The sequence below is a fragment of the Pseudomonadota bacterium genome (assembly GCA_034189865.1).
Lineage (GTDB): Bacteria > Pseudomonadota > Gammaproteobacteria > UBA5335 > UBA5335 > JAXHTV01.
In genome coordinates, this window is the sequence record JAXHTV010000008.1 from 37740 (window position 1) to 50241 (window position 12502).

General features: G+C 58.8%; 8 protein-coding genes. 1 reads left to right on the top strand and 7 read right to left on the bottom strand.

Annotation, left to right across the window (positions count from 1 at the left end; all coding sequences use genetic code 11):
* From SVU69_05700 to SVU69_05730, 7 genes are all read right to left on the bottom strand, one after another.
* On the bottom strand, positions 1–240 hold a 240-nt coding region (locus SVU69_05700; protein MDY6942493.1), incomplete at its 3' end, for a copper resistance protein B.
* Entirely contained in the window at positions 237–1970 is a 1734-nt protein-coding gene (locus SVU69_05705) for a multicopper oxidase domain-containing protein (GenBank protein ID MDY6942494.1), read from the bottom strand. The genes SVU69_05700 and SVU69_05705, both read right to left, overlap by 4 nt.
* 323 nt (positions 1971–2293) lie before the next feature.
* Positions 2294–2692, bottom strand: coding sequence for a hypothetical protein (locus tag SVU69_05710; GenBank protein MDY6942495.1), 399 nt, complete (start codon positions 2690–2692; stop codon positions 2294–2296).
* Positions 2693–2905: 213 nt separating this feature from the next.
* Entirely contained in the window at positions 2906–3412 is a 507-nt protein-coding gene (locus tag SVU69_05715) for a Csp1 family four helix bundle copper storage protein (GenBank protein MDY6942496.1), read from the bottom strand.
* A 100-nt stretch (positions 3413–3512) separates the two neighbouring features.
* Positions 3513–4964 carry a glutamate synthase subunit beta gene (locus tag SVU69_05720; protein ID MDY6942497.1) on the bottom strand — a complete coding sequence of 484 codons (1452 nt, stop codon included), beginning with the start codon at positions 4962–4964 and terminating at the stop codon, positions 3513–3515.
* A gap of 4 nt (positions 4965–4968) precedes the next feature.
* Positions 4969–9618 (bottom strand): glutamate synthase large subunit, encoded by a 4650-nt coding sequence (gltB, locus tag SVU69_05725; protein ID MDY6942498.1) that lies wholly within the window; start codon positions 9616–9618, stop codon positions 4969–4971.
* 69 nt (positions 9619–9687) lie between these two features.
* Positions 9688–10254, bottom strand: coding sequence for a hemerythrin domain-containing protein (locus SVU69_05730; protein MDY6942499.1), 567 nt, complete (start codon positions 10252–10254; stop codon positions 9688–9690).
* Between the two features lie 564 nt (positions 10255–10818).
* Here SVU69_05730 and SVU69_05735 point away from each other — a divergent pair.
* Positions 10819–12486 (top strand): phosphoenolpyruvate carboxykinase (ATP), encoded by a 1668-nt coding sequence (locus SVU69_05735; GenBank protein MDY6942500.1) that lies wholly within the window; start codon positions 10819–10821, stop codon positions 12484–12486.
* The last annotated feature ends 16 nt before the right edge of the window (positions 12487–12502 follow it).

Sequence of the window (12502 nt, forward strand, 5' to 3'; positions counted from 1 at the left end):
CATGCCGGAGTGATCCATGCCGGAGTGATCCATGCCGGAGTGATCCATGCCGGAGTGATCCATGCCGGAGTGATCCATGCCGGAGTGATCCATGCCGGAGTGATCCATGCCGGAGTGATCCATGCCGGAGTGATCCTCCGCAGTATTCGAAGGTGATTGATCCTCGGCCAAGACCGGCAAGGTCGTGAGGCCTAACAGCACAGCGCCGGCCGTGAGGTAGTAGAACTTTCTTGGCATCATCGATCCCTCCGGCGGCCTGTCAGGAGCCCCACCAGGATCCCGATCAACCCGCCGATGGCGACGCCGAATACCACAAACCGCACCACGGCACCGCTGGGGACATCGGCGTTCCCGAACAGGCCGCGAATGTCGTAGTCGAGCCAAATCGGCACGCTTTTACGGTAGTACTCTGGAGTGAAGAATTTCTTCCAGTCCACGCCGTGTACTTTTGGAAAGCCGTTGTCATCCAGATACGACTCGAACGTAATCGCACTGATGGTCCCGCCGGGGTAAATGCCGTCAGTGGTTTGGGCCGCTTCGCGGTGATCGTGGAAGATCCAGATGCCTTCGCCATAGTTGTTCAAGCCGTCGTTGGTGGTCTGCAAGGTGAGATCCACCCGTTGCGCTGAGGCGATCCAAATCACGTCTCGCTGGAACTGGTTGCCAGGTGATAGCGGAATGCCGTCCAGGTGTGTGACCAAGGGCCTGAATCCGTGGCTGTGAAACGCCACCCCTTCGGAGCCGCCATTCAACACGCGCATTTTCACCTTGGTGTCCGGCTCAACGATGACCAGTGAATCCTGCAAGGTGTAAGGGAAAGACACGCCATTGAGCAGGTAATAGTCGGCGTCGTCGTCGGTAATATCCCAGCGCCGATGCTGCTCATGAATGGTCAGCCGAGGATCGGTGTGTTTCTGTATGGTTTCGCCCAGCTCCTTGAAAAAGTCCTGAAAGTGCAGGTCGTATTCCCGGTCGTGGGTTTCTCGAACCGCGACGGAACGATGCCGGACGTGCCCGGCTCCCACGTTGATGCTTTGGACCCAGTTGTTAGGGCGATTCTCTTCAATGACGAACATGCCTTGCATGCCCATGAGGATATGGACGTTGGCTTGCACGTGGCAGTGATAGAACATGGTGCCCGCTTGCCGCGGCTGAAATTCGTAGACCAAAGCATTGCCTGGCATGGCCGGCATTTCGCTGGTTTCCGCCACGCCGTCCGTACCCACACCATGCAGATGACTCATCGTCTCGTCGTGAGGGATGCCATGGTCCGCCGAAAAGGGGTGGTCGACGCCATGAAAGTGGATGGTGTGCGGCAGGTAGTGGGTGTTTTCCAGGGTGACGGTGACCTTGTCGCCCTGTTCAACGCGTAATACCGGTGCCGGCATGCGCAGCAAATCGTTGGCTTGACGGGTTTCGAAATTGGCCGTGGACATGCCGAAGGACTTGGGCGCGAAGATCCAAAATCCCGGTTCGATACCCGGGGCAATGCTGAATGTGGTCACGGGTACCGGCAGATCCGGCGAGTTGCCGTTGAGTTCGAGCACCTCGAGTTTGATGTGGATCTCATCCGGGTCCCCGTCGCCGTCGAGATCCCGACCTTTGGTTACGGTGTCGGGCAGCAGGCCGGCACTTAACAGGGTTCCCGCTGAGACCTGGTTGGTCCCTTTGACAGCCGCCGCCACAAGGTAGGGATTATCCGGTTTGCAGCCGTCGGATGCCTCGATCTCCACGCCTTCGATCACCTGCGCTTTGCGCCAACCGCGTGCGTCGGTGGGACAGATGATCTCGGGGTCCGGCAGTGGATACTCGCCGGTCGCGGGGCTTTGGCTGTAGTCCGATGCACCGAACCACTCGTAAGCAGTCACCCGCCAGCTGTGTGGAACCCATTTGGCCGGTGCAGAGAAAAACGCGATGGTGGCGAAAACCAAGGCGGCCACCACTAATAATCCGATGTTACGCAAGCTCATGATGAATTCGTCAATCGTTATTCTGGTCGAAGCGGACAACTATTAAGGCCGTTAGGAGGTGAACTAGTTCCCTAACTTTGATCACTTGTCCGCTGTGACGTTGCCCCCGCGCGATGATCAAACGTGGAGAATTGGACACAGTGTGGCAAATTGCCACGACAGTTGAAAGCGCGCACCGGACTTCGCGCGCGCGGCATTGACGCAAGTCAATGATGTGTGTCGAGTTGCGGGGCGGTGTGTTGAGGACAGCGGGAAGAAAAAACCGGTCCGTCATTGACGGACCGGGGAGTGGCGCGGCCGTTATGCAATTTCTAGCGGCTGATTTATTCGACGTACTCGATTGAGATGCCCGGTAAAAACGGTGCGATCACGCCGGCTGGCGTGGTACTCAAGGCGGCGGCCAGGGCACCCAGGACCAACTCGCTGCCGGTGTTGACACCGCGCTCGACGATCACCCGGGCGGTTCCGACCAGGGTTGGACGGTCCGTTTCCAGTGCGCTCACTATCGCGCTGATGTCGTAAGCGCCTATTACGAGGCTGCGCTCGGTGAGATCCTTGATTGTAAAGTTCGGATCTAAGATTACGGTGTCCAGTGTGATCGTCCAGCCTTGCCCGTAGATTTGCCCCAGCTCATCATGAGCCATGGGTGTCATTTCTGCGTGAGCGGAAAAAGCGGACGAGGCCAAAAGCGCGCCTCCCGCCAGTAAGTGTCTGAATTTCATATGCAACCCCCAAACTTTGCCACGGTTTGTCGTCATCTTCCGGACCCGGGCGAGGTCTGCGTAGGCGGAATCCTCGCGTGGTCTGCTTTAAGTTATCGGCGGGGGAGAGGAATGATTGAGGAACATTTGGGCCGATTCGAGTAACCCAAAAGCTGATGAGAAATAAGACCGGCGCCTAGGCGCCGGTCTTCGGTTTATCTTAGCGATTTTGTGTTATGCCAACGCCTCGCGACAGGCTTTGACAACGGCTTGGCAAGCCTCCGCCATGTCGAGGCAAATAGGGTGTTTCTTACCGTGTTTGCGGCATTCCACTTCGCAGGCTTCACATACTTTGAGGCAAACCGCTGTCATGTCCGGCAACTGTTCGGCCTGATTGTGGGCCAGGGTGACCAATGTGTTGCATGTCGTGATGGTGTTTTCCACCAAGATGCCGCATTCCGCCAGGGTGGTATCACCGCCTTTGAACTCGCGGAAGATGTGAGCCAAGCACGCTTGACCCACGTTGGTGCATCGATTGGCTGCACGAATGAGCTCGCCATGTCTGGGGTTGCCGTGTCCGTGAGAATACCCTCCGGCCGGAGCGGCCAGCGCCGGTCCCGCAACCCCTAATACGGAGACTGCGCCCGCGCCGGCCAAAAGTAGGCGACGTGTGGGGTCGATGTCCGAATCGGACCCCGTCCGTTTTCCGCTAACGGTGTTCTGAACAATCTCACGTGACATGGGGATGTCCTCCTAACTCGGTGACATAGGGCGCGGTTGGCTAAATGCATCTCGGCGTTTTCAGTTTGCGCGGGATGTTCTGCCTGTTTCATGACCGAAGTCACGCCCGGCGTGAATCAGATCGGGTGGTTGAGTCGCGGAGATACTCATCCACCGCCCGGGCGCACTCGCGCCCCTCGTGAATGGCCCAGACCACCAAAGACTGGCCCCGTCGTTGATCTCCCGCTGCGAAAACGTTCTCCAACGAGGTTTGGTAACTCGGCGTATCGGCCAGCACATTACCTCGCGTGTCCAGGTCTACATTCAATTCTTCCAATAGCCCTGGATGGATGGGGTGCACAAACCCCATGGCCAACAGGACCAAATTGGTGGGAATGTCGAACTCGCTGCCAGCGACTTCCGCCATCTGCCAGCGTGCTCCTTGGCTTTGCCATGCCATGTGTACGGCTCTCAAGCCCCGAACATGTCCCGTCTGGTCAGTATCGAAGGCTTTGGTGCCTACGCTCCACAGTCGCTCGCATCCTTCCTCATGGCTGGTGGAGGTTCGAAGTTTGTGTGGCCAGTTGGGCCAGCTCAACAGTTTGTCTTCGTGCGAGGGCGGGCAGGGCATGATCTCGATTTGGGTCACCGATTGGGCGCCCTGGCGTACGGCGGTGCCGACGCAATCGGCGCCCGTGTCGCCGCCGCCGATCACCAATACGCGCTTACCTTCGGCGGTGATCTTCGGGCCGGCGATGGCCTCACCGCTGCTGCGCTGTTTCTGCTGACTTAAAAAATCCATGGCGAAGTGAACGCCATCGGCATCGCGGCCCGGTACGTCGAGATCTCGTGGCTGTTCGCAGCCAGCGGCCAGGACGACGGCATCGAAGCGGGCCAAAAGATCTGAGGCGCGGATGTCTTTCCCAACCACCGTATTGCGACGAAATTCGACCCCTTCGGCCTGCATCTGGGCCACCCGCCGATCGATCAAGCCGGGATCGAGCTTGAAGTCGGGTATGCCGTAGCGAAGCAAGCCGCCGATCTGGTTTCGTTTCTCGAATACCACCACGTTGTGCCCCGCGCGCGCAAGTTGTTGTGCGCAGGCCAAGCCGGCCGGCCCGGAGCCGACCACGGCCACTTGCTTGCCGGTCCGGCGAGGTGGGATTTCCGGGGTAATCCAGCCTTCTTTCCACCCGCGGTCGGCGAGAGCGGCTTCGATGGTGCGAATGGCCACCGGTGCGTCCTGCAAGTTCAGCGTACACGACGCCTCGCAGGGCGCCGGACAAACCCGTCCGGTGAATTCGGGGAAGTTATTCGTTGCCAGTAGGCGTTGCAGCGCGCGGTGCCAGTGTCCGCGGTAGGTTAGATGATTCCAGTCGGGGATCAGGTTATGGAGCGGGCAGCCGCTGTGACAGAACGGGATGCCGCAATCCATGCAGCGGGCGCCTTGATCCTGAAGTTCCTCTTCACTCAGCGGAATGCTGAATTCATGAAAGTGCTGAACCCGCTCACCGACTGGCGCGTAGGCCGGGTCGCGCCGCCGGATCTCCAAAAAGCCCGTCGTTTTACCCATGACTTTAGCCTCCCATCGTCAGGCTGACGCCGCTGCGTCGGGTGGGGCGGGCGTGAGCCTGCAGACGTTCCAACGCGTGGCGGTATTCGATGGGAATGATTTTGACGAAGCGGGGCATGAACTGCGTCCAATGCTCAAGGATGTCCGCGGCACGGTCGCTGCCGGTCAATTGGTGGTGCCGATGGATGAGGGCGTGGAGCTGTTCGGCATCCCGCTGCGTCATATGAGGACTGACGTCCACCCAGCCGTGGGTGGTGAGTTCGCCCCCGTGGTGTTCCAGTACCGTGCCGTGGGCTGCCTCATCGGCGATGGGTTCCAAATCCACCATCGCCAGGTTGCAGCGTTGGCGGAAATCGCCTGCTAAATCGAGTACATAGGCGATACCGCCGCTCATGCCCGCGGCAAAATTGCGGCCCGTTTCGCCCAAGACGACCACGAGACCGCCGGTCATGTATTCACAGCCGTGATCGCCCACGCCTTCGACGACTGCAATGGCGCCAGAATTGCGGACTGCGAAGCGCTCTCCGGCGATGCCGCGGATATAGGCCTCGCCGGATGTGGCGCCATAGAGCACGGTGTTGCCGACGATGATGTTGCTTTCCGCAGCCCGTCGATGCGTGGCGGGCGGGCGGATGATCAAGCGGCCGCCGCACAGACCTTTGCCGACGTAGTCGTTGGCCTCACCGGTCAGGTCCAGCGTGATGCCCGGTCCGACGAAAGCGCCGAAACTCTGACCTGCGCAGCCCGTGAGATTCACGTGCACCTTATCGTCGCTCAGCCCGGTTGCGCCATAGCGACGAGCAACTTCTCCCGAGAGCATGGCGCCGATACTTCGGTCGGTGTTACGGGCGGTCACCGACAGGGTGACCGGTCCCTCGCAATCGAAGGCTTTTTTGGCCGCTGCGATCAGTTGTCGATCCAACACCTCGCCGAGGTCGTGGTGTTGTGTCTGGCAGTGGGCGATGGGATCACCCGGCGTCAGCTTGGGGGGATGGAGAATCCTAGAGAAATCCAGGCCCCGGGCCTTCCAGTGGTCGAGCGCCGGTCGCATGTTCAGCCGCTCGCTGTGACCGACCATGTCGCTGAATCGGCGGTAGCCCAACTCGGCCATGATCGATCGGACCTCCTGGGCAAGAAACATGAAGAAACGAACCAGATCGTCCGGGGTGCCGGGGAATCGGCGTCGCAGTTCACCATCTTGGGTCGCGATGCCCACCGGACAAGTATTGAGATGGCATTTGCGCATCATGATGCACCCTTGGGCGATCAGTGCGGCGGTGCCGATGCCGAATTCGTCGGCGCCCAACAAAGCGCCGACGACGATATCGCGCCCGGTTCGGATGCCGCCATCCACTTGCACGGCGAGGCGGCCGCGCAAGCGATTGAGAACCAGTGTTTGTTGCGTTTCGGCCAAGCCGATTTCCCAGGGTGAGCCCGCGAAGTGAATGGAGGTCAGCGGGCTGGCGCCGGTGCCGCCTTCGTGGCCGGAGATGGTCAGGTGGTTGGCATGGGCTTTGGCCACGCCGGCGGCCACCGTGCCCACGCCCACCTCGGACACCAGCTTGACGCTGATGCGTGCCTCAGGGTTGACGTTCTTCAAGTCATAGATCAGCTGGGCCAGATCTTCGATGGAATAGATATCATGGTGCGGTGGCGGTGAGATCAGCCCGACGCCGGGAGTCGAATGACGTACCCGGGCGATGGCCTCATCCACTTTGTGTCCCGGCAGTTGACCGCCTTCGCCCGGTTTGGCTCCCTGCGCCATCTTGATCTGGATGTCCTTGGCATGGACCAGATAGTCGGCGGTGACCCCGAAGCGTGCTGAGGCGACCTGCTTGATGGCGGAGCTCATCGAATCGCCTTCGGGGGTTGGCTGGTAACGAATAGCGTCCTCGCCCCCCTCGCCGCTGTTCGACTTGGCGCCCAGCCGGTTCATGGCGATGGCCATATTGGTGTGCGCTTCCCAGGACAAAGATCCGAACGACATGGCGCCGGTGGCGAAGCGCTTTACGATCTCTTCGGCCGGTTCGACTTCGTCCAGGGGTACCGGCGGCCGGTCGAAGCGGAATTCGAACAGTCCGCGCAGATTTTTCAACTGAGCACTTTGATCGTTGATCGCCGCGGTGTACGCCTTGAACTGTTCAAAATCGCCCTTGCGCACCGCGTGCTGTAACAGGGAAACCGTCTGCGCGTTCCAGATGTGCGTCTCGCCTTGCATCCGATAGGCGATCTCACCGCCGGGGTCGAGGGCGTCTTTCAGCTCGGATGCACCGCCGAAGGCCCGACCGTGACGTTGCGCGGTTTCTGCAGCGATTTCGGCCAAGCCTACCCCTTCGATGGTGCTGTGGGTGCCCGTGAAGTAGCGCTCGATGAAGTCCGTCGACAGGCCGACGGCATCGAAAATCTGCGCGCCGCAGTAGGACTGGTAGGTAGAGATACCCATCTTCGACATCACCTTCAGGATGCCTTTGTCCACCGCCTTGATATACCGCTGATGTGCGTCCGCCTCGGCCACGGGTTCAGACAGGCCGGGCAGCAAGGCGGTCACGACGTCGAATACCAAATACGGATTGATGGCCTCGGCGCCGTATCCCGCCAGCAGACAAAAGTCGTGGACGCGCCGGGCCTCGCCCGTTTCTACTACCAGCCCGGACGCGGTTCGAAGGCCTTGGCGAATGAGATGGTGATGGACCGCCGCGGTCGCCAGTAGGGCCGGTATCGCGATCTGATCGGCGGCGACATCACGGTCCGAGAGGACCAGGATGTTGTAGCCTTCGCGCACGGCGTCGGTCGCTTGTTCGCAGAGCCGGTCCAAGGCCAATTGCATGCCGCCAGCCCCGTTTGAGGCCGGGTAGCACATGGACAAGGTCCGGGTTCGGAAGGCCCGGTCCAGATGGTGCTCGATGGCGCGGATCCGTTCCAGGTCGGTGTTGGAAAGAATCGGCTGCTTGACCGCCAATCGGCGCAGGTTCCCACCCGCGTTCAGATCGAGCAAATTGGGGCGCGGCCCGATGAAAGAAGTCAGGGACATGACCAATTCCTCGCGGATGGGGTCGATCGGCGGGTTGGTCACCTGGGCGAAATTTTGTTTGAAGTAGTCGGAGAGCAGTTTGGGTCGGTGCGACAAGACCGCCAAGGGAATGTCCTGCCCCATGGCACCGATGGGGTCTTGGCCCGTAAGCGTCATGGGTTCGAGAAAAAACTTGATGTCTTCTTCGGTGTAACCAAAAGCTTGCTGGCGGTCCAGCAGCGTTTGCCGGTCAGGCGCCATGCGGCCGATTTCCCGCGGCAATGTGTCCAACCAGGTCTGCGTTTGGTCGAGCCACTGTTGATAGGGCTTGGCGGTCGCCAGCTGCGCTTTAATTTCGCTGTCGTCGATGATTCGACCTTCCTCCAGGTCGATCAGAAACATTTTTCCCGGCTGTAGTCGCCATTTTTTGACGATGCGCTCCTCGGGGATGTCCAGTACTCCGGCTTCCGACGCCAGGATCACGCGGTCATCGTCGGTGATGACATAGCGTGCCGGACGCAGGCCATTGCGATCGAGGGTGGCACCGATCTGCCGGCCGTCGGTGAAGGCAACCGCGGCCGGTCCGTCCCACGGTTCCATGAGCGAGGCGTGGTATTCGTAAAACGCACGGCGCTGGGCGTCCATCAACGGGTTGCCGGCCCAAGCTTCTGGAATGAGCAGCATCATGGCATGAACCAGCGAATAACCCCCAGCCACCAGTAGCTCCAAAGCGTTGTCCAGGCAGGCCGAGTCGGATTTGGAGTAGCTGATTAGGGGCCAAATCTTACCCAGATCGGCGCCCATGACTTCCGAGCGCATGTTGTGGCGACGGGCGGTCATCCAGTTCACATTGCCGCGAAGTGTGTTGATCTCGCCGTTGTGACAGAGATAACGAAACGGTTGCGCCAAGGACCAGCGCGGCATGGTATTGGTGGAGAACCGCTGGTGAACCAGGGCCAGGGCGGAGGTTATCGCCGGGTCTTTCAAATCCGGGAAGTAGTGCTCGAGATCCTTTGCCAGGATCATGCCCTTATAGACCACCGTTCGTGATGACAGGGAGACTATGTAGAAGTCTTCCTTGCCGGCGAAACCGGTTTGTTCGGTGGCGTGATAAGCCCGTTTGCGAATGACCAAAAGCTTGCGCTCGAAGCTGTCGGCATCCGGGCATTCGGGGCTCCGGGCGATGAATAGCTGTCGGATGACCGGTTCGCTGGCCCGGACCGAATCGCCAAGGCAGGTATTGTCGACCGGTAACTCGCGCCAACCGAGAATGCTTTGGCCCTCTTCCTCGACCAGTCGGGTCAATAGCGCTTCACAGGTCTCCCTGGCACCGGCTTCGGTGGGCAAGAACACCATGGCGACAGCGTAGTGACCTGGCGAAGGCAGTTGAATTCCGAGCGATTGGCACTCTCTGGCGTAAAAGTGATGGGGAACTTGAATCAAAATACCGGCGCCGTCGCCCGCCTTGGGGTCGGCACCCACTGCGCCACGGTGGGTGAGATTGCGCAGTACCGTCAGCCCCTGGCTGATGATGTCGTGGCTGGACTGGTTTTTGATGTGAGCGACAAAGCCGACGCCGCAAGCATCGTGTTCGAGATCGGGGTCATATAAACCCGCTCGGCGAAGCGGAGGGCGCTGCGCCATGATATGTCCTCCCGGAGCCAACTTTAACTCAGCCCATCCTCGACTGGATCGGCTTGTTTGAAGATGTACTTAATCCGTTCTTTCGATGAGCGTTCCATCCGCCATAATGCGCTCATAGAGCGCTTTAAATCGTGCTTTTTCCTCCCCGCAAAACAACACGTCCGGGCGTGGAGGCATCCTTCGGTCAATCAAACGCCAATCTTCCGGCGTGAAGGTTTTTTCCAGCATCGGGAATACCGCTTCTTCTTCATCTCGGAGATGCCCAATCTGTTTGATAAGGAAATTTTCCAGCGCTGATGAGTAGGCCTCGCGGGTTAACACTTCATCGTGGAGGAGGCCTTCGCTATGCTCTAGAAGATCGGTGGTGAGCTGTTTTATCTCGGCATGTTGCCCACTTAGTCGGCCGATAACCTCAGCCAATTCGTCGCTGCGATCCAAGTGATAAGTGAAGATCACTTCCTCCCGGGGGTGGTGATATTCGTCGGCATAACTGCGCAGATATTCCAGCGCCTCTACGATCAATTCTAGAAAAGGGTCGCCATCTTGCTGGATCAAATCCAACTCCTGTCGAAGGATGTTCAGGACCTTGGCGAAGTGGCGGTGGTCGGTGTGTAAGTCAACCATGGGATTGGACATTCGCGTTCCCCCTTCTCATCTGACCCACGCCATCCGGGGTTGCTCGCTGGGCGGGTGACGAATCGCTACGCGGTCTCGGCGCACGTTCCATCGTGGTAGTGGTGCGCCAATTGAGAACGCAGTTTGGCCAATAATCTAACATTGATGTTACGTGACCCCCCGTGATCTGAAAATGGCCAGATGGTCTACTTTTGATCTGACGCAAGATCAATGCCAATAGGATGGCGCCAAAACAAAAATTGTGTCTTGACGGTGTCTTGGCGATGCGTTGACGCGGGTGAGCTCGTTGTGTCGAATTTGATTAAGCATTCATTAAGGTCGGCGGATGTTCTCGCGATGCACTATGGTGGGGCATGGGCGCTTTTTTGGCGATCGGCCGCGAGCCGAACCAAGATTACGAATCCGAGTTGGTCAACAATCTGAAATCTAAAGACGTTTTCGTCAGATAATTCACTTGTGGGGGTGGCTCGGAACGGTTGGCATATTTTCTGCCAGGGTAAAGTCACTTGACCGTGTTCGCGGCCCTTAGCGGCTGGGGGCATAGGAACAACGAGGAACTGCGATATGTCGGGTAAGTTTCAGGACGAGCTTCGTCAACTATTGGGTTTGGAGACGGTGGACTATCGCTATGGTATGTCACACCAGGAGCTATTAGCAGCGGCGGTAGCGCACGACCGCGGACGTATCCGCCCAGATGGTCCCGACGATGAGCACAAGGCCTACGCTACCAAACTCGGCCTGGATGGGCCGCTGATTTATTACACCGATCCTTCCTGCACCGGACGCCCTGTCAACGACACGTTCGCCGTTGCTTGGCCGGAAATCGAATCGAAAGCGTGGTGGAAACCGGACTTCAAGCAGTTCGACCCTGATCGGTTCATGCCCCTACTCAGGCGGGTCTCGAATCACCTCAACCAAAGACGCAGCCGTTTATATGTTCAAGACGTCTATTGCGGCTGGGAGCAGGAACATGCGGTCCCTTATCGGTTCGTGGGTGAATACGCGACCCACGCGATGTTCGCCCGAACCATGTTCCCCAAGCATTTACCGGAATCGATGTCCCATCGCGAGTCGTTCCGCTGGACCATGCTCAATGTCCCGTCTTTCCATTGCATACCCGAACGTGACGGCACCTTGACTGAGCGTGCGGTGATTGTGGATTTTCGTCATCGCATCATTTTGGTGCTGGGGCGCGCCGACTACTGCGGCGTTATCAAAAAGAGCATGTTCACGGTAATGAACTTCCAGCTGCCGGAAATTCAGGAACTGTCTATGCATTGTTCCGCCAATGTGGGCTCGGGCGGCGACGGAGCCATTTTGTTCGGGCTGTCCGGTACCGGCAAAACCACCTTGTCTGCCGATCCCAATCGGCTGCTGATCGGTGATGACGAGCACGCCTGGACCGGCGAGGGTATTTCGAACTTTGAGGATGGCTGTTACGCCAAGCTCATCAATCTCGACAAACAGGCAGAACCGATTATTGCGGCGGCGTTGTCGATGCCGGGTACGCTCATCGAAAACGTGCCACCGTTGCCGCACAAACCGCTATCCGAGACCGATCCGCAGGATTTGAACTTGGATGATGCAAGCATCACCGAGAACACGCGTTTCGCCTATCCGCTCAGCTGCAATCCCAATGTCGCTGACGGCGGCCGTGGTCCTCATCCGAATACCATCGTGTTGTTGACGGCCGACGCGTTTGGAGTGCTGCCACCGATATCGGTCCTTGAGCCGGAGGATGTGATGTACCACTTCGTTAGTGGGTATACCAGTAAGTTGGCGGGAACCGAGGTGGGCGTCACTGAGCCCAAGGCCGCGTTCAGTGCCTGTTTCGGGGCTCCGTTCATGTCTCGTCAACCGTCCGTTTATGCCCGAATACTGGCGGATAAGATGCATCGGCACGAGGCGCGGTGTGTCATGTTGAATACGGGTTGGTCGGGGGGACCCTATGGGGTCGGACGGCGCATGCCCATTGCCCATACCCGAGCCATGTTGGATGCGGCGCTATCCGGTGATTTGCACCAACCTGGAACGGAGTATCACACCGATCCCTACTTCAATCTCAAAGTCCCGAAGCTGTGTCCGGATGTGCCGCCGGAAGTTTTGGATCCGCGGAGCACCTGGTCCGACGAGGGCGAGTACGAACAGTTTGCAAGCCGCTTAAGAGATATGTTCCGCGAGAATTTCGAACGCAAGAAATTCAATGAGCTCGGCGTCGACCCGGTCATGTGACGCGCTTACCCGAGCG